The organism is Actinoallomurus sp. NBC_01490 (assembly GCF_036227085.1).
Classification (GTDB): domain Bacteria; phylum Actinomycetota; class Actinomycetes; order Streptosporangiales; family Streptosporangiaceae; genus Actinoallomurus; species Actinoallomurus oryzae.
On sequence record NZ_CP109433.1, the window covers coordinates 6285115 to 6305711 of the forward strand.

The window sequence follows — 20597 nt, forward strand, 5'->3', positions numbered from 1 at the left end:
CGCTCCCCCGGGCGTTCACGGCACGGTTCGTCCGAAGCGTCGGCGCGATCCTCCTCACGCGGACAGGTACGGCGGGGAATACCTGCCTGTGCAGATAACTTTATGCCGATGTGCCGCGGGTGAGGGACCCGGCCCGGCAGAGAGGAACGACAGATGACGTTCGAGATCGGGATCATGACCTTTGGCGAAGTGACGGAGGATCCCATCACAGGGCGGCGGCCATCGCCGCGCCGGCGCGTGCGGGAGACGATCGAGCAGGCGCGGGTCGCCGACGAGGTGGGCCTCGACGTGTTCGGCGTCGGCGAGCATCACCGCACCGACTTCGTCGGGTCGGCGCCGACGATCCTGCTGGCCGCCGCGGCCGAGGCGACCGAGCGCATCCGGCTGACGAGTTCGGTCACCGTGCTCGGCTCGGAGGACCCCGTACGCGTCTAGGAGCAGTTCGCGACGATCGACCTGCTGTCGGCCGGCCGTGCCGAGATCATCGCCGGCCGTGGCTCGTACACCGAGTCCTTCCCGCTTTTCGGATACGACCTGAAGGACTATGCGGATCTCTTCCGCGAGAAGCTCGACCTGCTGCTGAGGATCCGCGAGCAGAACCCGCTCACCTGGTCCGGGCGCTTCCGCGCTCCCCTGGTCGCCGCCGACATCGCACCCCGCGCCGACGGCGACACCATCCCGATCTGGGTGGGGGTCGGCGGCTCGCCCGCCTCAGCGGTCAGCACCGGCACGCTCGGACTGCCGATGGCGCTGGCGCTCCTGCTGGGACCGGTGACCTTCCACCAGCCGACCGTAGAGCTGTACCGCGCGTCCGCCGAGAAGGCCGGGCACGACCCGGCCGCGCTGCCGATCAGCATCAACGCGCACGGGTACGTGGGGCGTACGAGCCAGGAGGCGCGGGAGACCATGTATCCCTATTTCGCGAAGGGGATGATGGAGAACAACCACCAGCGAGGCGCGGGCTTCCAGCTCTCCCGGGCCGCGTTCGACGCGCAGGCGTCGCCGGGATCCGGCCTGCTGGTGGGCAGCACGCAGGAGGTCATCAACAAGCTGCTCACCTACCACGAGCTGTACGGCATCAACCGCGCCATCATCCAGATGGGTTTCGGGGGGATGCCGCAGAAGGAGCACCTCGAGGCGATCGAGCGGCTCGGCACCGAGGTCGCGCCCGTCGTACGCCGTGAGACCGCTGCGACCGCGGGGGTGCCGGCATGACCACGGCCCCATCCGTCATCGGCGCAGGTCCGGCCGCATCCGCGGCCGGACCGGCACTGCGAGTCGTGGTGGTCAACGGCAGCCCGAGCCGCCCGTCCAAGACGATGGGCCTCGTGGACGTCGTCCTCGAGACGCTGGCGGGGATGCTCCCCGTCGAGACGTCCCGGATCGACGTCTACGCGCTCGGCGAGGAGTTCACCGGGGCGGTCGAGCGCGACGACGTCACGCCCGGCGTCGAGGCCACTCTCCGGCTGGCCGAGAACGCCGATCTGCTGATCGCCGCGATACCGGTGTACCGGGGCTCCTACCCCGGGCTGTTCAAGCACTTCTTCGATCTCGTCGATCAGTACGCGCTCGCCAACAAGCTCGTCATGCTCGTCGCGACGGGCGGGGGCGAGCACCACGCGCTCGTCCTGGAGCATGCCCTGCGTCCGCTCTTCGCCTTCTTCCAGGCGTTGACCGTCCCCGTGGCGATCTTCGCCTCCGCCGGCGACTTCGACGGAACCGTCCTGCTCAACCCACGGGTCCACGGCCGGATCCAGCTGGCCCTGACCGACGTGAAGGACCTGCTGCACGCCCGAGCCACGGGCGCACCCTGACCAGGAACCACACGCCCCCGGACGGGGTGCCGCCACGCGGACGTCACCACGGCGTCCCCGCTCTCGCACCTGCGCCCGGGGCGGTGGCGACCGGCTATGCCCTCGCGCCCTCCGCGACCGCCTGGGCATCGGCCCTCACATGTGCGGCGGCCTCCTCCGGCACCAGCGGAAACGCGCGGCGCAGTTCCCGCCGGCCGAGCAGAGCCAGCGCCCCGCTCGCCGACAGCAACCCGCCGCCGACGAGCAGGGCCGCGGCCCACGGCGGGAGTTCGCGTGCGACCGCGGCGATCACCCCGGCCACGACGGCTCCCGTACCGTACGCCGCGAGCGCGCCCGAGCCTCCCAGCAGCATCGTCCCCATACCGGCCCGGGTCGCCTTGGTCATGAGCTCGTCCCGGACGAGCCGGACCTCCTGACGCACGAGCTGGGACGTCTGCTCGGTCAGCCGCTCGAGCAACTCCGCGATCGTCATGTCGGCCGGCCGCTCGGATCCCGACTCACTCATCGCCGGCTCCTCTCCAACTCTTTCGCGCCATGGCCCGGGTGGGGCCTCACGAAGGTGTGTCCGTGAGGCCCGGTGGTCCCGGCTACCGCATCGCGGTGGCCGCACGGGCTCGGCCGCGACGGTGCCTGGCCATCATCGCGACGGCCGCAAGCCCCAGAGCGAGGGTGACGAAACCGACCGCGACATTGTTGGCGACGATGCCCGCCCGGGCGCCGTGCCCGGCGGAGACCACCCAGGACGAAATGATCATCCAGACCCCGAGCGGAACGATCAACCACGCCAGCCCGCGCGTCCGCTCCGGAACCAACGCCAGGCCCAGACCGATCACGGCGAGCGCGATGCCGATGATGAGGTTGTTCACCGTGTTCATGTTGCCGGTGTGAAAATGGATGACCCACGGTGAGATGGCCAGGTACAGACCGGTCATCAGGACCAGACCCTCGAGCATCTCCATCCGGCGGCCCTCGACCAGCCGTGCGTAGCGTTCGCGCATCTCGGCTGCGTCGGGATGCCCTGCCATCCCCGAAGAATGGCGAGAGTAACCAGCCATTCCGATCGCCTTCTTCCAAAAGGAGATGAGCCCCCTGACTCATCCTCGCCATCATCTCTCCTCACCCCATACCCCGGATCGGTGGAGTGACCAGGGCGTACGTGGTAAGTACGGGCAGGGCCGCCGGGCGACCGCCGCCGCGAGACGATCGCCGTGGTCTTTGCCTGCCACCTTGTTTGCGCTGCTCGGCGAGAGGCAAAGCGTACGATTATGGACCCGGGAGAGCCGATGGCGGATGCGTTCGGGCCGGGTCTGCTCCATCGCGTCCTGACCCAGCTGCCCGTGGGCATGGGGCCGGAAGCGATCGCGATCGACACGCGGCGACGCCGCGCCTTCGTGGCGTGCGCCCGCAGCGACGCGGTCACCGCTCTCGACCTGGAGCGGCATACGACGATCTGGCAGGCGCCGGTGGGACGGGAGCCGATCCCGATCATCTTCGACGCCCCGACCGAGCGGTTGTTCACCGCCGACGCCCGGTCCGACACCGTCACCGTGCTCGACGCCCGTACCGGCGAGCGGCTTACCCAGATCCCTGTCGGCGCCTACCCCGCGGGACTGGGGTACCACCCCGGCCTGCGGCGGATCTTCTGCGGCGACACCGCCGCGTCCACGATCAGCGTGGTCGACGTCGACCGGCTGATGCCGGTCGGGACGATCCCCGCCGAGCTCGGTGCGGGCAGTATCGCGATCGACCTGCGGCGTGGCCGGGGGTACTGCGCGAACTTCATGGCCGCGTCGCTGACGGTCTTCGACGCGGCCACGCTGCGGCCGCTGGGGCGCATCGGTGTGGGGCGCGGGCCCTGCAAGGTCGTCGCCGACGCGGTCACCGACCAGCTGTATGTGGCGAACTCCCTGGAGAACATGGTGATGCGGATCTCGCTCGCGGACGGGCGAATCCGTGACCGGATCCCGGTGGAACGCGCCCCGGTGGGCCTGACCACCTCCGGCGACGGCCGCCACGTGTACGTGTGCAATCGAGGAGCCGGCACGGTCAGTGTGCTGGACGCCCGCGACGGCTCCGAGACGCACCGGATCGCGGTCGGGCGGGGCCCCGGTGACTGTGCCGTGGACCCGGTGACGGGCCGGCTGCTGGTCTCGAACGCCGGCAGCGGAACGCTCACCGTCGTGGACCGGCCCTGGCTGGCCGGCCCGGACCGGCCCGCCACGCATCCGGCGGTCGGGCGGCGCCTTCCCGACTTCGCGCTGCCGGACCTGCACACCGGCCGGATTCGCACGACACGGGAGTGGGCGGAGAAGAAGTACGTGATCAACTTCTTCGCCAGCTGGTGAGGCCCCTGTAACGCGGAGGCGCCGGTCATCGAGGAGCTGCGCCGCCGTACGGCCCGGTCGGGGCTGGAGATCATCTGCATCAACGTCTGGGAGAGCGTCGACGCCCGCGGTGAGGCACTGCACTTCACGCAGGTGTGGCAGATCGACGGCACGGTGCTGCTGGACGAGACCGGCCAGTACGCGAGCCGGCTCGGCATCCGCGGCATCCCCACGAACGTCCTCGTCGACGAGCACGGCATCGTGCGTACGGTGGGCGTGACCGAACCGGCCGAGCTCAACGCCGCCGTGGAGGAGCTCCTCGCTCCGGCCCGGCTGCGGGAAGCCGGGCCCTGACCTCGGCGAACGGGAAAGGCTCGGTACCCGAGGAGGAAAAATCCCCTGACGCGCCGGCGACCTCGCCGGGCGCTCGCACCGCCCGCGAAAGCCCCGCGGGAGCGGCGGGCCGGGAAGCCGCGCCGTCTCGCCGTACGCGCGGCTCTGCCGCACGCGGGCTTCGATTCAATGTCGGGGGATTCGGGTAGCAGGCTGCTGTGCGATGCGGGCGGCATCGCCGATCGGGGTTCGGCCCAAGCGAAGGATCTGATGCGCACCCTACTGGTCCAACCGAGCGGCCTGATGTACTCGGAGATCTTCCTTCGGCTGGAGCCGTTGGGCCTCGAACGGGTGGCGGCCGCGGTCCGCGCCGCGGGCCACGAGGTACGGCTGCTGGACCTGCAGATCTTCTCCCACCGCGCCCTGTACCGGCAGCTGCGCGAGTTCGAGCCGGAGGCCGTGGGGTTCGGCCTGAACTATCTGGCGAACGTCCCCGAAGTGCTGGATCTGGCCAGGCAGATCAAACGCCTGACGCCGCGCTGTTTCGTGTTCGCCGGCGGGCACAGCGTGTCCTTCATCGCCGGGCACGTGATCGAGCAGGCCGACGGTGCGCTGGACGCGGTGCTGCGCGGTGAGGGCGAGGTCGCGACGCCACTGCTGCTGGCCGCCGCCCGCGACGGCGGGCTCACCGACGTACCGGGCGTGGTGACCCCCGAGGGCACCTGCCACAAGCCGCCCCTGCTGCTGGACAGCCTGGACGAACCGCGGCCGGCACGCGATCTGACCCGCCGCCGCGACAAGTACTTCATCGGCGTACTCGACCCTGCCGCGTCGATCGAGTTCACCCGCGGCTGCCCGTGGGACTGCTCGTTCTGCAGCGCGTGGACGTTCTACGGGCGCAGCTACCGGAAGGTGTCACCGCAGGCGGCCGCGGAAGAGGTCGCCTCGATCCGCGAGCCCGGGCTGTTCATCGTCGACGACGTCGCCTTCATCCGGCCTGAGCACGGCGACGCGATCGCCGCCGAGCTGGAGAAGCGGAAGGTCAGGAAGGAGTACTACCTGGAGACGCGTGCCGACGTCCTGCTACGCCACCCCGAGGTGTTCCGGCGCTGGCGGCGGCTCGGCCTGAACTACATGTTCCTGGGGATGGAGGCCCTCGACGAGGACGGCCTCGACCTGTACCGCAAGCGCACCAACCCGGACCAGAACCTCAAGGCCCTGGAGCTGGCGCGGGGAATGGGCCTGACCGTCGCGGTCAACCTGATCGTGGATCCGCGCTGGGACGCCAAGCAGTTCCGCCTGGTGCGCGAGTGGGCGCTGTCCGTGCCGGAGATCGTCAACCTCACCGTGATGACGCCCTACCCCGGCACCGAGATCTGGCACACCGAATCCCGCAAGCTCACCTCGCGCGACTACCGGCTCTTCGACATCCAGCACGCCGTGGTGCCCACCGCGCTCCCCCTCCAAGAGTTCTACCGTGAACTGGTCAAGACCCAGTCGGTGATGAACCGGAAGCACCTCGGACTGGCCGCCGCGGCCAAGACGCTCGGCCTCATCGGCCGCCGGCTCCTGCGCGGGCAGACCAACTTCGCCACCTCGATCTGGAAATTCCACTCCGTCTACAACGCCGACCGCCAGTACGGGGACCACCTGCGGGCGGTCCGATACGAACTCCCGCTGCCCGACCGCCGTCTACTCGGCTCTTCCGACCGGCGGGACCTCTACATCCACCAGCGGCCGCCCCGCCCCGCCACGTCCGCCGACGAACGGCACAACGGGCCGGAGAGACTGTGAACAAACGCGCCCTGATGGTCGATTCCGAGCGTGCTCTGGACGAACGGCTGGGCAGCGCGGCCTTCCTGCGACGCAACATCCGCAAGGTCTTTCCCGAGCAGTGGTCCTTCCTGCTGGGCGAGATCGCCCTGTACTCCTTCATACTGCTGGTCCTCACCGGGGTCTTCCTGTCGCTGTTCTTCAAACCGTCGGAAGAGGACACCGTCTACGACGGGTCGTACGCGCTGCTCCGCGGAGCAAAGGTGAGCGAGGCGTACGCCTCGACCATCCATATCTCCTTCGACGTCCGTGGCGGACTGCTGGTGCGGCAGATCCATCACTGGGCGGCGGTCCTGTTCGTCGCCGCGATCTGCGTGCACCTCATGCGGATCTTCTTCACCGGCGCCTTTCGCAAACCCCGCGAAATCAACTGGCTGATCGGCACCACGCTGTTCGCGCTGGCCGTGGCGGAAGGATTCGGCGGCTACTCTCTGCCGGACGACCTGCTGTCGGGCACCGGCCTCCGCATCTTCCAGGGCATCCTGCTGTCCATACCGATCGTGGGGACATATCTGAGCTTTTTCGTCTTCGGCGGTGAGTTCCCCGGGCACCAGTTCATCCCCCGCCTGTTCACCGTCCACATCCTGCTGATCCCCGGAATCCTCATCGCCCTGATCACCGCCCACTTGATGATCATCTGGCACCAGAAGCACACCCAGTGGCCGGGGCCGAAGAGGACCGGCCACAACGTCGTCGGCTCCCCGACCTTCCCGCAGTTCCTCACGCACACGATCGCGTTCCAGCTGTACGTCGCCGGGCTGATCACCCTGCTCGCCGCGTGGCTGCAGATCAACCCGATCTGGCTGTACGGGCCCTACCGGCCCAGCGTGGTCTCCTTCGGCTCACAGCCGGACTGGTACGTCGGGTTCCTGGAGGGCTCCCTGCGGCTCATGCCACGGATCTCCTGGAGCTTCGCCGGGCACACGATCGCCTGGAACGCCCTCGTGCCCGCCGTCCTTCTCCCCATGGCCTTCTTCACCCTCATCGCGCTCTACCCGTTCTTCGAACGGTGGGTGACCGGAGACCACCGGCCGCACCACCTGTGCGACCGCCCCCGCAACGCCCCCACCCGCACCGCCCTGGGCATGGCCGTCATCACCTGGTACGGCAACCTGTGGGCCGCCGGCGGCAACGACGTCATCGCCAAGGTCTTCAAAATCCCACTCGAATACACCACCTGGTTCTTCCGCATCGGCTTCTTCGTGTTTCCTGTGATCGCCTTCGTCGTCACCCGGCGCATATGCCTGTCGCTGCAACGCTCCGACGCCCAGGCGGTCGAGGAGGGCGTCGAAAGCGGCATCATCAAACGCCTGCCCACCGGGGAGTACATCGAAGTTCACGATCGCCCGAGACCCGAGCAGGCCATGATCGCCCAAGCCGTACATCCCGACGAGCTCGTCAGGCCGCTCCCCCGGCACATCATCCCGCTGCCCACGCCGAACCGGATCATCGCGCAGATCCAGGCCCGCCTGAACCAGGCCTACACCAAGTACGCCGCCGAGACACCCACGCCCGAAGAGCGGCGGGAACTGGAGAAACGTCCCGACTGACCGGACGGTCCGGCGGTTCCGTCCGGCGACCTCGCCGGCGGGGCGAACACGCCGATGCCTATTCTCCGGTTCCGCTCTGGAGGTACGGATAGCGCTGGTCGATGGCCGGCCGCTCAGAGCGGATCCGGGCGAGGGAATGGAAGTTGTGCCTGGGCGGCGGGCACGACGTGGTCCACTCCAGGGACGCCCCGAACTCCCAGGGGTCGTCCACGTCCACGGTGGGCGCCCTGCGGTGGGTACGCCAGACGTTCCACAAGAACGCGAACGTGGAGGCGCCGAGGATGAAGGCTCCGATCGATGAGATCATGTGGTAAATGGCGAAGCTCTTCGGGTAGTCGAAGTAACGCCGGGGCATCCCCATCGCTCCGAGCCAGTGCTGGATCAGGAAGGTCATCTGGAAACCGATGAACAACGTCCAGAAGTGAACCTTCCCCCACTTTTCACCGAGCATCTTTCCGGTCATCTTCGGCCACCAGTAGTAGAAGCCGGCGAACGTCGCGAACACGACGGTGCCGAACAGCACGTAGTGCATGTGCGCGACGACGAAGTAGGAGTCGGTGAGGTGGAAGTCCAGTGACGGAGACGCCAGGATCACCCCCGTCAGGCCGCCGAGCAGGAACGTGACCAGGAACCCGACGGCGAACAGCATCGGAGTGTCCATCCGCAGGTGCCCCCGCCACATCGTCCCCGTCCAGTTGAAGAACTTGATCCCCGTCGGGATGGCGATGAGGAACGACATGGACGAGAAGAACGGCAGCAGCACCTGGCCGGTCGCGAACATGTGATGAGCCCACACCACCATGGACAGCCCGGTGATCGCGATGGTCGCACCGACCATGCCGATGTATCCGAACACCGGTTTGCGGGAGAACACCGGGATCACCTCGGTGACGATGCCGAAGAACGGCAACGCGACGATGTAGACCTCCGGATGGCCGAACCACCAGAACAGGTGCTGCCACAGCATCGGGCCACCGCTGGAGGGATCGTACACGTGCGCGCCGAGCTTGCGGTCGGCCTCGACGACGAAGAGCGCCGCGGTGAGCACCGGGAACGCCATCAGCACCAGGATGGCGGTGAACAGGCTGTTCCAGGTGAAGATCGGCATCCGGAACATCGTCATGCCCGGTGCTCGCATGCCGATGATCGTGGTGATGAGGTTGACGCTCGTCATGATCGTGCCTGCACCGGACAGGATGAGACCCATCGCCCACAGATCACCGCCGACGCCCGGCGAGCGGACCGAACCGGCCAGCGGCTGGTAGGCGAACCAGCCGAAGGCCGCCGCCCCGTCCGGAGCGATGAAGCCGGCCAGCACGATGAGGCCGCCGAACGCGAACAGGTAGTAGCTCAGGGTGTTCATCCGGGGGAAGGCCACGTCGGGCGCGCCGATCTGCAGGGGCACGAGCACGTTGGCGAACCCGGCGAACGTCGGGGTGGCGAACAGCAGCAGCATCACCGTGCCGTGGATGGTGAACAGCTGGTTGTAGGTGTACGCGCTGACGAGATGCAGGCCCGGCCGTACCAGTTGTGCCCGGATGAGCATCGCCATCAGGCCACCGGCGAGGAAGAAGGCGAAGGACGTGGTCAGGTAGAGGTATCCGACCATCTTGTGGTCGGTCGTCGCCAGGACGTCCCCGATCCGCCGGCCCAGCGAGTGCCGGGCGAGAACCTCCCCTGTGGGCGTCCGGCTCCCCTGCTCCTCGACTGAATCCATACCGTCCTCCCCCGCGGACGCCGAACGGGGGACCGGCCACTGGAGGTCTTTCCATCCACGCATGCGCGAAAACAAACTCCTGGCCGTGCCGCCGTCGCGAACGTCACGTCGCCGTGGAGGTTGACCCTGACGCAGGGTCAACGTTCCAGCATGGTCGGCATGACCAGGAAGACCGGTGCGACGGGCTTCGCCGGAGCGCACACGCCGTACGGCGGCGACGGGCAGCAGAACGGGAGAGGCGACAGGACGATGCGGCACTTCACGGTCCGCCATGACGGCGTGGACATCCCGGTGACCCGCGGCGGCCGGGGACGACCGCTGGTCCTGTGCCCGGGGCTGAACTCGACCCAGGCCGACCTGCGCGAGCTGACCGAGCTGTTGCGGCGCGACCACGACGTGGTCACCTTCGACCTGCGCGGCCACGGCTTCGCCTCGGACGCCGACCGGTACTCCTTCGAGGCGTTCGCCGGCGATCTGGCCGCCGTGCTGGCGGAGCCGGGACTGGGTCTGGACGCGGCGCCCGTGCTGGTCGGCTACTCGCTGGGCGCGGATCTGGCCGTGCGCTACGCCTCCGAACATCCGGGCGGCGTCGCCGGACTCATCCTCATCGACGGGGCGAACCCGGTGCCCGAACCGTTCATCACCGAGGACGTGCTGCCGGAGTTCCGCGCCATGTGGGAGGACATGGCGACGCGGCAGGAGGCGGAGCGGGGCACCGCGCGTCAGGTGCTGCTCACCGCCCGGGAGATTCTCGACCTGAACGTCGAGATCGATGCGGTGCGGTCCGGGATCCTCGAGTGGTACCGGAAGATCGACCGGCCCATCAGCATGGTCATGTCGACCTCGATGGCCGGCGACGGCGACGAAGGACACGCGCCGCGGCTCAATCGGAACTGGCGTGCCGGCGTCGAACGGCTTGTCCGCGAGCAGCCGCACATCGCCACGTTCTGGCTCGATGCCGACCACCGACTGGTCTTCACCCACGCCCCGGAGATCGCCCGGATCATCCGGAGCGCGGCCGGCGCGGCCGGCCGGGCGACTCCTTGAACGCCCGTAGGAGACTGGTGCGATGCTGACCATCGGTGAGCTGGCGTCGTACGCCGGAGTGACGGTGCGCGCGGTGCGGCACTATCACGCCAAGGGGTTGCTGCCGGAGCCGCAGCGGGACCGCTCCGGCTATCGCAGGTACGACGCCGGCGCCGTGATCGAGCTGATCAAGATCCGGACCCTCGCCGAGGCCGGGGTCCCGCTGGCGCGGGTGCGGGAGCTGCTGCAGGCCGGCGAGGAGGAGTTCGCCGCGGCGGTCGCGGACATCGACCGGCGGCTGCGGGCCGAGATCCGGCAGCGGCAACGTCACCGGTCGCAGATCGCCCGGCTCGCCGCCGGGGACAACCTGGCGCTGCCGGCGGAGGTGGTCGAGTATCTCGACCGGCTGCGGGCGCTCGGGCTCGACGAGCGAATCGTCCAGGTCGAGCGCGACGGCTGGATCCTGCTGGCCGCGCACTCCCCCGAGCGTGTCCCGGAGTGGATCTCGCGCAAGCGGGAGCAGATCGCCGACCCGCGGCTCATCGCCTTCTACCGCACCCTGGACCAGGCTCTCGACCAGGCCACCGACGATCCACGGCTGGTCGAGCTGGCCGACGTGCTGGCCGCCTACATGACGCAGATGGCCGAAGAGAAGGGCGAGGACTATGTCGACGACGTCGACGTCGAGCCGACGATGGTCAGGCTGATGGACGCACTGGCGTTCGACACCGTGCCGCCGGCCCGCCGGCTGATCGAGCTGCTGAAGAGGCGAGGCTGGAGCGGCTGGACCAAGCTCGAACGCGTGGGCCCTCCACGGGCCGCCGAAGGGACGGACCAAGCGTGAAGCCGGGCGACATCCTCGTAGTCCTAGGGGCGCAGGGCCTTCAGGGCGGCGTCGACGGCTACTTCCCGGCGCCCTCGGTGATCGCCTTGGCGTCGGCTTTCACCCGCTCGGAGGTGTCCTTGGACACCAGCGGGAACGCCCGGCGCAGCTTTCGCCGGCCCATCAGGGCCAGTACGCCGCTCGCCGACAGCATCGCACCGCCGACGATGAGCGCCGCCGCCCACGTCGGCAGTTCGGTCGCCACGGCGGCGATCACCCCGGCGACGACCGCGCCGGCGCCGTAGACCGCCAGCGCCCCGGCACCGCCGAACAGCATCGCGCCCATGCCCGCGCGGCCGGCCTTGGTCAACAGCTCCTCGCGTACGAGGGTGACCTCCTGGCGCACGAGCCGCGACGTCTGACTCGTCACCCGCTCCAGCAGCTCGGCGATCGTCATATCACCCGGCGGTCTGCGTTCTGGCTCGGTCATCGATGTTCCCCGCATCCTGCCCCTGAGCCTGACCAGTCCGTGTCGCCGGGCCGGGGCCGACGTGACGACGCCGTCCCAACGGACCTACCCGCGACTGGTTAGCCCGTGGTTCATGGGCACGGCAGCGGACGATCAAGTGAAGCTCGTTCCTCCACTGCCGTACACGCCGGGGCCACGGTGCCGGCGCTTGGGTGTTGGCGCAGGCGGGAAGCGTGAAGGCAGGACGGCGGGGGCGGTGGCTTCGCCCTTCGGGGAAGAAGAACGGCCAGTGGGCCGAGGCGCTTGTCGGCGGCGCGGTGACCGACCGAGGCGGGTCCCCCGGAGGGCTGGATGATCTTCGCTATCGCGCTTGCAGCAGCGGGCTATGGAGCCGGCCTCCGCCCGGTGGCTCGCGGCCGGGGCGGTCGTGCTGGTCGCGGTCGTGCTCGTATGGGCCGGTCGGGGGTCGTCGCTCCAGGTCAAGGCGATGCTGCTGGCTTCGGCCGCCGGAATGCTGTTCGGTGTGCAGGACGCGCTCACCCGGGGTCTGCTGCTGAGACTCGAGCACGGGCTGAGCGCGATCGCCGCGAGCTGGCAGCCGTACGCTTCGGTGATCGTCGCGATCTGCGGTCTGCTGCTGGCCCAGTCGGCCTTCGACGCCGCGCCGCTGCGGGTCTCCCTGCCCGCGGCGACCGCGGCCGAGCCGCTGACGGGCATCGCGCTGGGCGTGGTGGTCTTCGGCGAACGTCTGCGGCTCAGCGCCGGCGCACTGGCCGGGGAGATCACCGGTCTGGCCATGATGGTGGGCGGCATCGTGATCCTGGGCCGGTCGCCGTATCTGGTCAAGCGCGCGAACGACGCGCCGGACCCGGGGATCTGATCACGCTCGTTTGACCTGCGTGCCGGTGTGGGAGAAGACCTCGCGGAAAGGTCTGGTCCATGGCGGCGTCGGCGGAGCATCGGTACATCGGCCTGCTGCGCGGCGCGGTCGGCTGGGCGAAGTCGCGGCTGCTGGCCATCATGGGAGGCCCGGCGCGCTTCCAGGTGATCGCGATCCTCGCCTCCGTGCTCGCACTCGACGCCGCCGACAAGGGCACCATCGGCGCCGTCGCGCCGGAGCTCAGCACCGGCCTGGGCATCTCCGACACCCAGCTGGGGTCGCTGACCGCGGTCTCCTCGGGGATCGGCGCGGTCGCCGCTCTACCCGTCGGCGTGCTGACCGACCGGATCAACCGGGTCAGGCTCCTGGCGGCGAGCATCGTCGTCTGGTGCGCCGCCATGGTGGCCGGTGGTCTCGCCGGTTCGTTCCTGTGGCTGCTGCTGTCCCGGCTGGCGCTGGGTGCGGTCAGCGCGACCGCCGGACCGACGCTCGCCTCCCTGGTCGGCGACTACTTCCCGCCCGCGGAACGAGGCCGCATCTACGGCTTCATCCTCAGCGGTGAACTCCTCGGCGCGGGATTCGGGCTGCTCATCGGCGGCAATCTGGCGCACCTGCTGAGCTGGCGGGCGGCGTTCGGGTTCCTCGCGCTGCTGGGGCTCGCCCTGGCCTACGTGATCACGCGGAGCCTTCCCGAACCCGCGCGCGGCGGGCAGAGCCGGCTGCGACCCGGCGAGACCGAGCTGGAGCCGGACGCACAGGCCCACGGAGAACCTCCCGGTGGCGAGCAGGGCACGGCCTCGCGGCGGGACGATCCGGCACGGTCGAGGTTGGAGACGCGCGGCGTCCAACCCGACCCCGACCTGGTCCTGCGGCGTGATCCTGCGCGGTTGTCGATGTGGGCGGCGGCGCGCTACGTGCTGCGGATTCCCACGAACGTCGTGCTGATCGTGGCTTCCGCGCTCGGCTACTTCTTCTTCTCGGGCCTGCGGACGTTCGGTGTCGTCTTCGTCATGCGGCACTACGGCCTCACGCATGCGGTCGTCAGCGGCTTGGCGCTGGTCATCGGTGCCGGGGCGCTGGCGGGCGTGCTGACCGGCGGGAGGGTGGCCGACTGGCTCATCCGCCGCGGGCACATCAGCGCCCGCGTGCTCGTGCCCGCCGTGGCCTACCTGCTGACCGCCGGCCTGTTCATCCCCGGGCTGCTCACCACCGGGGTGGCCGTCGCGGCACCGGTGTTCGTGGCCGCCGCCGCTTCGCTGTCCGCGGCGAACTCACCGCTGGACGCGGCGCGGCTCGATGTCGTGCACTTCCGGCTGTGGGGACGTGCCGAGAGCGTTCGTACGTTCCTGCGCATGGGAGCAGAGGCGATCGCCCCGGTGGCGTTCGGTTTCACGGCCGACCGGCTGGGCCATGGCGGCAAGGGAGGCGCACGCGGCCTGGAGTACGCGTTCCTGGTCATGCTGGCGCCGCTGATCGCGAGCGCCGCGATCCTTTTTCGCGGGCGTCGTATCTATCCCCGCGATGTCGCCACGGCCGCCGAGTCCGAGCGTGTGACGGCCGGAGCGAACGGCCCGCGATCTCCCTGACCGCCCGCCGGCTCAAGAGGCGCCTCGGCCGAGCGGCTTCAAGCCTTGGGCGGTCAGGAGTGCGGGGCGTCGCTATCGTGCGGCCGTGGCCCGCTCGGACGGCTGCCGCACAGTGGTGTCTCCGGGGCGGGTCAGCGGGCCGGGTCGCAGCAGCGCGCCGCAGATGACGGCGCCGGCGGCGAAGATGCCGGCGCACCACCAGAACACCGTGGTGTAACTGTGGATCGCCGCGAGCTGGACCAGCCGCGGCGTCGGCCGTCCGTATGAATGGCCGGCCAGGTAACCGGCGGCGGCGCTGGCCGCGACGGTGTTGAGCAGCGCGGTGCCGATCGAGCCGCCGAGCTGCTGCCCGGTGTTGATGCTGGCCGAGGCCACCCCCGCGTCGGACGGTGCGACGCCGAAGGTGCCGGTGGCGGCAATCATGCCGAAGATGAGGCCCATGCCGGCGCCGGTCACCATGAGCGGCCCGAGCAGCGCCGACGCATAGCCCGAGTGCACGCCGATCCTCGTCAGCCAGACCATGCCGGCCGCGTTGAGCAGCATGCCGGCGATGACCATCGGTTTGGGGCCGATCCGCGGCATCAGCCGGGTGTTGCCCAGATTGGCCACGGTGCCGCTGAACGCCACCATCGGCAGCATGGCCAGGCCCGAGACGACCGCCGAGTACCCCAGGGTCACCTGCATGTAGTAGATCAGGAACAGGAAGACGCCGAACGTACCGGCCCCGCTGATCAAGACGGTGAGGTAGGCCCCGGCACGGTTGCGGTCGAGCACGACGCGGGGCGGCAGCAGCGGGTGCGCGGTGCGCGACTGCCAGGCGGCGAAGGCGATCAGCAGAGCGACGCCGACGATGAGAAAGCTCCAGGTCGAAGGCGTGTGCCAGGTGTGGGTCGCGGCGTTGGAGAAGCCGTAGACCAGGCAGAGCATCCCGCCGGACACCGCCACCACGCCCGGGACGTCCAGCCGGCCGCCCGGCGTCCTGTGCTGCCGGCCCAGCAGCAGCACCCCTCCGGTGATCGCGGTCACCGCGAAGACCAGGTTGACGTACATGCACCATCGCCAGGACAGGTAGGAGGTCAGCGCACCGCCGAGCAGCAGCCCCAGGCCACCGCCGGCGGCCGCGACCGCGCCGTAGACGCCGAACGCCTTGGCCCGCTCCTTGGGGTCTTTGAAGGTCGTGGCCAGCAGCGACAGGGCGGACGGCGCGAGCAGTGCGCCGAAGACACCCTGGCAGACGCGCGCCGTCACCAGCATCGAGAAGTCGACCGAGGCACCGCCGACGGCCGAGGCCGCCGCGAAGCCGACGAGCCCGGTGAGGAAGGTGACCTTGCGGCCGATCAGGTCGGCCAGCCGCCCGCAGAACAGCAGGAGGCTCCCGAACGACAACGCGTACGCGGTCACGACCCACTGTCTGTCGGCGGCCGTGAACTTCAGCGCCCGCTGCGCCGACGGCAGCGCGAGGTTCATCACGGTCAGGTCGAGGACGACCATGAGCTGGGCGGCGGCGATGACGGCGAGGATCAGCCACCGTCTCGGATCCCCGGCCGCCGTCCCGGCCGCCTCGGGGCCCGGCCCGGTCGCCGGGAGTGCGCTGCGTGCTGCCACCGTCATCTCCTTGTCACATTGAACGGATCGAGGCACAGGGCGTCACTTCGCGGTCCCCTGCCTTTTCTCAGCCGCCGGGTGCCGCGATCGTTCGCCGCGGCGTCCTGACGAACACGAGACGCCGCCGGCCCGATCCCTGTGACAGCGCGCTTTTGTGACGTGGACCACCGGCCGTGGATGTCACAGAACGGCGGGGCCCGGCGTCTTGTGCGTGTGGCAGGGCTGAGAGCGAACAGGCGGGAGCCGGGCATGAGCGAGCGAACCACGGACACGGCCGAACCGATCGATGGTGCCGGCCGCGTGGATTCGGTGGACTCCGCCACCGAGGCGTTCGTCGCCCACCGCAACCTGCTGTTCACCGTCGCCTACGAGATGCTCGGTTCGGCCGCGGACGCCGAGGACGTCCTGCAGGAGACGTGGCTGCGCTGGGTGCGTGTCGATCTCGGCACCGTGCGGGAGGAGCGGGCCTTCCTGGTGCGGATCGTCACCCGGCAGGCGCTGGACCGGCTGCGTGCGCTCGGCCGGCGTAAGGAGGCCTACGTCGGGCCGTGGTTGCCCGAACCGTTGCTGACCGCGCCCGACGTGGCCGAGGACATCGAGCTCGCCGACAGCGTCTCGATGGCGATGCTGCTGGTTCTGGAGACTCTCGGACCGGTCGAGCGGGCGGTGTTCGTGTTGCGGGAGGTGTTCGACCTGGACTACGACGAGATCGCCGAAGCCGTCGACAGGAGCCCGGCCGCCGTCCGCCAGATCGCCCATCGGGCGCGGGCGCACGTCGCCGCACGCCGGCCACGCGGCACCGCCTCCCCGGCCGAGACCCGAGCCGTGCTCCAGGCCTTCCAACGAGCCGTCGAAACCGGTGACCTGCAGGGCCTGCTCGACGTCCTCGCACCGGACGTCGTCGCCCTGGCCGACGGCGGCGGAGTCAAGCATGCCCTGCTGCGGCCCATCGTGGGCGCGGACAAAGTGGCCCGCCTGCTGGCGATCCGCTGGTGGAAACGCGACGCCGAAAGGTCGGTCGAGCCGGTGCAGGTCAACGGCGGCCCGGGGCTGCTCGTCCGCGTCAACGGGGAGATCGACGGCGTGCTGGCGGTGCGGGTCGAGAACGGCACCGTGACCGGCCTCTACCACGTACGCAATCCGGAGAAGCTGTCGCGTGTGGAGCGGGAGACCGCCGTGAGCCGCTGAGGCCGGAACGACCGGGAGCCGGGTGCACGCCGGAAAGCTCATAGGCCCTGTTCGTCCGGGTAGGTCTAGTACATGACCTGCCTTGGCCTGGCAGATTCCGATGATCGATCGTTGATCTGTGTGCTTAGCCGTGATCACGAACGCATCATGGGTCTGCTCATGCGGCTGCCCGCGGCACGTGAGGCAGGGCGCCGGCGGGTGGTCGACCAGGTGACCGGTGAGCTGATCAGGCACGCGGTGGCCGAGGACATGTACCTGTACCCGGCGATCCACGCGAGCGTGCCGGACTGGGCCATCGACATGACCAAGGAGACCCGGGCCCACACCCGGATCGAGCGGCTGCTGGCCGCCCTCGCCGCCACCGACACGGACGACGTCGCCTTCGACGCGCTGGTCACCGATCTGCTGTGGGAGGTGGACGGGGAGATCATGCACGAAGAGATGGACGTGTTCCCGCTGCTGACCATGTGCGTCGACCCGCAGATGCTCATCGACCTCGGCGAACAGGTCCAGGCGTTCAAGACGACCGCGGTCGTGGAGAAGACCCCCGACACCGGCCTGAGCATCCGCTACGGCGAGCGGGTGCTGCAACGCTGGGGACTCTCCGGGCACGCAGACGGCGAAGCCACAGCGGGCGCGCCCCGTGAGGCCGGTGCGGTGCAGACGCCGATGGCATCAGTGGTCTCCGCGAACGCGGACCGTGCCGAGTTCGACAGAGTTCTGCGGGAGCAGGCGGCGTTCCGCCGGATAGCGGTGCTGGTCGCGCGCGGCGGGCCGCTGCCGCAGGTGTTCGCCGCCGTCGCCGGGCAGATCGGCCGGCTGCTCGACACCGACTACGTCATCATCAACCGCTTCGCATCCGATCACGCCACCACGGTGGTCGGTCACTGGACTCGACCCGGCAGGCCCGGCTTCGTACCGCCCGCGGTACCGAGCCGGCGGATCTCCGACGGCTCCGTGGCCGCGGCGGTGGCACGGAGCGGACGCCCGGGACGGATCAACGGGCACGTCGACACCGAGAGCGAGATCGGCGTACGGCTCCGCGACGGCCCGGTCACGTCCCTGGTCGCCTGCCCCATCATGGTCAAAGGACGCGTGTGGGGCACGACGGTCTCGCTCGGCTGTGGTCCGCAACCGGCGAACACCGAGGCACGCATGCTCCAGTTCATGGTGCTGACCAGCGCCGCGATCACCAACGCCGAGACCGACGCGGAACTGCGCGCCTCCCGCGCCCGCGTCCTCAACGCCGCCGACGCGGCCCGCAGCCGCATCGAGCGCGACCTGCACAACAGGCTGCAACAGCGCCTCATCTGCCTCAGCCTGGAACTACGCGCCGCGCAGGACGCCCTCACCCCCGAACAGGACGCCCTCAAGGGACAACTGGCCCGTACGGCTCAGGCGCTGACGAACGTACTGCAGGATCTGTGGTCCATCTCGCGAGGGCTGCACCCGGCGATCCTGTCCCGTGGGGGGCTGAAGGCCGCCCTCAAATCACTGGTGCGCCGCTGCCCGATACCGGTCGAGCTCCATGTGCACGTCGGCAGACCCTTGGACGAGCCCCTCAAGGTGGCGGTCTACTACATCACCTGTGAGGCGCTGAGCGCCGCCCTCGCCCACACCGATGTGAGCGCCATCCGCCTCGACCTGCTCGTCGGCAAGCACACCGTTCGCGTCCTCATCCACGACGACGGCGCCATGGCGACCAGCGTCACCGACGCCGCCGACGTCGACTGCGAAGCGGGCCCGATCAACCTCGGCGACCGCGTCGAGGCGCTCGGCGGGAAGATCTGGACCAACCGCGAGTCAGAGGGCAACCGCCTGCTGATCACCATCCCCCTGTACCCCGGGACCGCCTGACCTGGATTCGATCCGCCCCCGTGGCGTGGCGCTCTGGGACAGAGCCTTGCGCGCCGCCGACCAGGCGGCGTCCTCGATGCCGAGCGCATGGCGAAGGTAGGCCCACGTGACCCGCTGGATCAGGGCGACGCGCTCGGGATCTTCGTCCGTCGTCTCCTGGACCTCATAGCCGCCGATCCCGCCGAGCGAGTGTTCCGCCCCGAACAGAGTGAACAGGCTCTTCTCCCCCGGACTCAGCAGGTACGGGTCGGCCATCCAGTCCGGTCCGCGGACGGTCAGCCGGTGCTTGCGCGGAGTGTCGTCCCGGTCCCCCACGACCACCAGCGCCGGCGTGGTCATGTACGCGAAGTTCGGGTTCATGAACGGGAAGTGCTCGGCCGCGAACGGTGTCAGGTTGGCCCCGCCCTCACCGGCCGTGGCGAACAGCACGCCGGCCTTGACGCGCGGGTCGGACAGGTCCTCTTCCCTCTTGGTCTCCGGGTCCAGGACGCGCAGGCCCAGCAGATTGCCCGCCGTCTGGCCGCCGAAGGAGTGTCCGGCCGCGGCGATGCGGCTCCGGTCGAGGCGGCCGCTGAGACCGGGTACGGCGGCTTCCAGCAGATCGAGCCGGTCGAGGATGCGTTTCAGGTCCTCGACGCGGAACCGCCACAGTCGCGGTCCGCGGGCATCGTCCTGGGCAAGGCCCACTGTCCTGGAGTCGAGGTGGGTTGGCTGGATCACCACGAAGCCGTGAGCGGTCCAGAAGTCGGCCAAGGGGCCGTAGCCGTGCAGCGACGAGCCGAAGCCGTGGGAGAAGACGATGATCGGCAGTTCGCTCCCGGTCGTCGGCGCGGAGACCCTCACCTGCAGGTCCTCGCCACGGCCCGGCGCTTCCAGCGTTACCGGCTGCACCGAGACGACGGGGCTGGGCGCGGTGAGGGCCACCTCCGTCGTCGCCATGTCTGATGCGGTCATGGAGCGCTTCCTCCAGCTGTTTCACGGTTGATGTGGGGTGTCGCGCGGCGGGGATGTTGTCGAGCCGCGGTGTACCGAGGGCGTGAGGCCCACGTGAGATACGCTAAAACCTGACGTTGACGTCAGAGGCAAGGAATGTGGTCCGAGTCACGTCGGAGGGCATGATGCGTATCGGCGAACTCGCCACCAGGGCGGGCGTCAGCGTTCGGGCGCTGCGCTACTACGAGGAGCAGAACCTGCTCGCCGCAGAACGCAGCCCCAGCGGCCAGCGGCACTATCCGGACAGCGCGGTCGACCGCGTCCGGCTGATCCAGCAGTTGTACGCCGCCGGGGTGACGAGCAGGTCGATCGCGGATCTGCTGCCGTGCGTCGTGGACGGTCAGGCCACGCCGGAGCTGCTCGACCGGCTCTCCGCCGAACGAGACCGCATCGACCAGCAGATCGGCGACATGGTGAGCGCCCGAGACCGGCTGGACACCGTCATCGCCGCCGCCACCGCCAACTGGCGCACGGGCCAACGCTGCCGACCCGAGTGACCGGTGTCCGTGGCCGTGACCGGTGCCCTGCCGACGCGCGGCCCGGCCGAGTACGAGCCCGGCCGCGGCCGGCAACTGACCGACGGCAGGTGCTGGCCGCGT

At 69.6% G+C, this 20597-nt stretch carries 17 protein-coding genes and 2 pseudogenes; 13 read left to right on the forward strand and 6 right to left on the reverse strand.

Features of this window, described 5'->3' with window-relative positions; genetic code table 11:
* The first annotated feature begins 174 nt into the window (after positions 1-174).
* Together OG417_RS29355 and OG417_RS29360 are read left to right on the forward strand one after the other, a co-directional pair.
* A pseudogene (locus OG417_RS29355) lies at positions 175-1215 on the forward strand (LLM class flavin-dependent oxidoreductase).
* Positions 1212-1814, forward strand: coding sequence for an NAD(P)H-dependent oxidoreductase (locus OG417_RS29360; protein ID WP_329235246.1), 603 nt, complete (start codon positions 1212-1214; stop codon positions 1812-1814). Before OG417_RS29355 ends, OG417_RS29360 begins: the two are co-directional and overlap by 4 nt.
* A gap of 94 nt (positions 1815-1908) precedes the next feature.
* Here OG417_RS29360 and OG417_RS29365 read toward each other — a convergent pair whose 3' ends face one another.
* Both OG417_RS29365 and OG417_RS29370 read right to left on the reverse strand, forming a co-directional pair.
* Positions 1909-2319, reverse strand: coding sequence for a phage holin family protein (locus OG417_RS29365; protein WP_329235249.1), 411 nt, complete (start codon positions 2317-2319; stop codon positions 1909-1911).
* Positions 2320-2401: 82 nt separating this feature from the next.
* The gene (locus OG417_RS29370) at positions 2402-2839 is read right to left on the reverse strand and encodes an SPW repeat protein (RefSeq protein WP_329235252.1); all 438 of its coding nucleotides are present in this window, start codon (positions 2837-2839) and stop codon (positions 2402-2404) included.
* A gap of 258 nt (positions 2840-3097) precedes the next feature.
* Here OG417_RS29370 and OG417_RS29375 point away from each other — a divergent pair, with 258 nt between their 5' ends.
* The 4 genes and pseudogenes from OG417_RS29375 (at position 3098) to qcrB (ending at position 7854) form a co-directional block, all read left to right on the forward strand.
* Positions 3098-4159 carry a YVTN family beta-propeller repeat protein gene (locus OG417_RS29375; protein ID WP_329235255.1) on the forward strand — a complete coding sequence of 354 codons (1062 nt, stop codon included), beginning with the start codon at positions 3098-3100 and terminating at the stop codon, positions 4157-4159.
* A 12-nt stretch (positions 4160-4171) separates the two neighbouring features.
* A pseudogene (locus OG417_RS29380) lies at positions 4172-4492 on the forward strand (TlpA family protein disulfide reductase); the annotation flags it as partial.
* A 249-nt stretch (positions 4493-4741) separates the two neighbouring features.
* The gene (hpnR, locus tag OG417_RS29385; RefSeq protein ID WP_329235258.1) at positions 4742-6265 is read left to right on the forward strand and encodes a hopanoid C-3 methylase HpnR; all 1524 of its coding nucleotides are present in this window, start codon (positions 4742-4744) and stop codon (positions 6263-6265) included.
* Positions 6262-7854, forward strand: coding sequence for a cytochrome bc1 complex cytochrome b subunit (gene qcrB, locus OG417_RS29390; RefSeq protein ID WP_329235261.1), 1593 nt, complete (start codon positions 6262-6264; stop codon positions 7852-7854). Before hpnR ends, qcrB begins: the two co-directional genes overlap by 4 nt.
* 58 nt (positions 7855-7912) lie before the next feature.
* Here qcrB and ctaD read toward each other — a convergent pair whose 3' ends face one another.
* Entirely contained in the window at positions 7913-9571 is a 1659-nt protein-coding gene (gene ctaD, locus OG417_RS29395; protein WP_329235267.1) for an aa3-type cytochrome oxidase subunit I, read from the reverse strand.
* Positions 9572-9730: 159 nt separating this feature from the next.
* Between ctaD and OG417_RS29400 the strand changes: the two genes are divergently transcribed.
* On the forward strand, positions 9731-10618 hold the full coding sequence (locus tag OG417_RS29400) for an alpha/beta fold hydrolase (RefSeq protein ID WP_329235270.1): 888 nt from the start codon (positions 9731-9733) through the stop codon (positions 10616-10618).
* Positions 10619-10640: 22 nt separating this feature from the next.
* Positions 10641-11441, forward strand: coding sequence for a MerR family transcriptional regulator (locus OG417_RS29405; protein ID WP_329235274.1), 801 nt, complete (start codon positions 10641-10643; stop codon positions 11439-11441).
* Between the two features lie 58 nt (positions 11442-11499).
* On the opposite strand, the gene OG417_RS29410 is transcribed toward OG417_RS29405, so the two are convergent.
* Positions 11500-11910 (reverse strand): phage holin family protein, encoded by a 411-nt coding sequence (locus OG417_RS29410; RefSeq protein ID WP_329235279.1) that lies wholly within the window; start codon positions 11908-11910, stop codon positions 11500-11502.
* A gap of 349 nt (positions 11911-12259) precedes the next feature.
* Between OG417_RS29410 and OG417_RS29415 the strand changes: the two genes are divergently transcribed.
* Positions 12260-12769 carry a DMT family transporter gene (locus tag OG417_RS29415; RefSeq protein ID WP_329235281.1) on the forward strand — a complete coding sequence of 170 codons (510 nt, stop codon included), beginning with the start codon at positions 12260-12262 and terminating at the stop codon, positions 12767-12769.
* A gap of 59 nt (positions 12770-12828) precedes the next feature.
* A complete protein-coding gene (locus OG417_RS29420) occupies positions 12829-14355 on the forward strand; it encodes an MFS transporter (RefSeq protein WP_329235283.1) in 1527 nt (508 codons plus the stop codon).
* A gap of 72 nt (positions 14356-14427) precedes the next feature.
* Here the strand turns inward: OG417_RS29420 and OG417_RS29425 are convergent, their stop codons facing one another.
* On the reverse strand, positions 14428-15960 hold the full coding sequence (locus tag OG417_RS29425; protein ID WP_329235287.1) for an MFS transporter: 1533 nt from the start codon (positions 15958-15960) through the stop codon (positions 14428-14430).
* Between the two features lie 249 nt (positions 15961-16209).
* Here OG417_RS29425 and OG417_RS29430 point away from each other — a divergent pair, with 249 nt between their 5' ends.
* Both OG417_RS29430 and OG417_RS29435 read left to right on the forward strand, forming a co-directional pair.
* Positions 16210-17148, forward strand: coding sequence for an RNA polymerase sigma-70 factor (locus OG417_RS29430; protein WP_329235290.1), 939 nt, complete (start codon positions 16210-16212; stop codon positions 17146-17148).
* Positions 17149-17220: 72 nt separating this feature from the next.
* Positions 17221-19005: a hemerythrin domain-containing protein gene (locus OG417_RS29435; protein ID WP_329235294.1), complete on the forward strand. Its 1785-nt coding sequence runs from the start codon at positions 17221-17223 to the stop codon at positions 19003-19005.
* On the opposite strand, the gene OG417_RS29440 is transcribed toward OG417_RS29435, so the two are convergent.
* Positions 18952-19959, reverse strand: a complete 1008-nt coding sequence (locus OG417_RS29440) for an alpha/beta hydrolase family protein (protein WP_329235297.1) — start codon at positions 19957-19959, stop codon at positions 18952-18954. The two genes, OG417_RS29435 and OG417_RS29440, sit on opposite strands and share 54 nt — an antisense overlap.
* Before the next feature lie 164 nt (positions 19960-20123).
* On the opposite strand from OG417_RS29440, the gene OG417_RS29445 reads away from it, so the two are divergent.
* A complete protein-coding gene (locus tag OG417_RS29445; protein ID WP_329262699.1) occupies positions 20124-20495 on the forward strand; it encodes a MerR family transcriptional regulator in 372 nt (123 codons plus the stop codon).
* Positions 20496-20597 lie beyond the last annotated feature (102 nt).

Bases quoted from the DNA above. Each gene is read 5' to 3' on its own strand.
- hpnR (WP_329235258.1), top strand. From the start codon at position 4,742: ATGCGCACCCTACTGGTCCAACCGAGCGGCCTGATGTACTCGGAGATC.
- OG417_RS29365 (WP_329235249.1), bottom strand. From the start codon at position 2,319: ATGAGTGAGTCGGGATCCGAGCGGCCGGCCGACATGACGATCGCGGAG.
- OG417_RS29420 (WP_329235283.1), top strand. From the start codon at position 12,829: ATGGCGGCGTCGGCGGAGCATCGGTACATCGGCCTGCTGCGCGGCGCG.
- OG417_RS29360 (WP_329235246.1), top strand. From the start codon at position 1,212: ATGACCACGGCCCCATCCGTCATCGGCGCAGGTCCGGCCGCATCCGCG.
- OG417_RS29430 (WP_329235290.1), top strand. From the start codon at position 16,210: ATGAGCGAGCGAACCACGGACACGGCCGAACCGATCGATGGTGCCGGC.
- OG417_RS29375 (WP_329235255.1), top strand. From the start codon at position 3,098: ATGGCGGATGCGTTCGGGCCGGGTCTGCTCCATCGCGTCCTGACCCAG.
- OG417_RS29410 (WP_329235279.1), bottom strand. From the start codon at position 11,910: ATGACCGAGCCAGAACGCAGACCGCCGGGTGATATGACGATCGCCGAG.
- OG417_RS29445 (WP_329262699.1), top strand. From the start codon at position 20,124: ATGCGTATCGGCGAACTCGCCACCAGGGCGGGCGTCAGCGTTCGGGCG.
- OG417_RS29370 (WP_329235252.1), bottom strand. From the start codon at position 2,839: ATGGCAGGGCATCCCGACGCAGCCGAGATGCGCGAACGCTACGCACGG.
- OG417_RS29435 (WP_329235294.1), top strand. From the start codon at position 17,221: ATGACCTGCCTTGGCCTGGCAGATTCCGATGATCGATCGTTGATCTGT.
- OG417_RS29440 (WP_329235297.1), bottom strand. From the start codon at position 19,959: ATGACCGCATCAGACATGGCGACGACGGAGGTGGCCCTCACCGCGCCC.
- ctaD (WP_329235267.1), bottom strand. From the start codon at position 9,571: ATGGATTCAGTCGAGGAGCAGGGGAGCCGGACGCCCACAGGGGAGGTT.
- OG417_RS29405 (WP_329235274.1), top strand. From the start codon at position 10,641: ATGCTGACCATCGGTGAGCTGGCGTCGTACGCCGGAGTGACGGTGCGC.
- OG417_RS29400 (WP_329235270.1), top strand. From the start codon at position 9,731: ATGACCAGGAAGACCGGTGCGACGGGCTTCGCCGGAGCGCACACGCCG.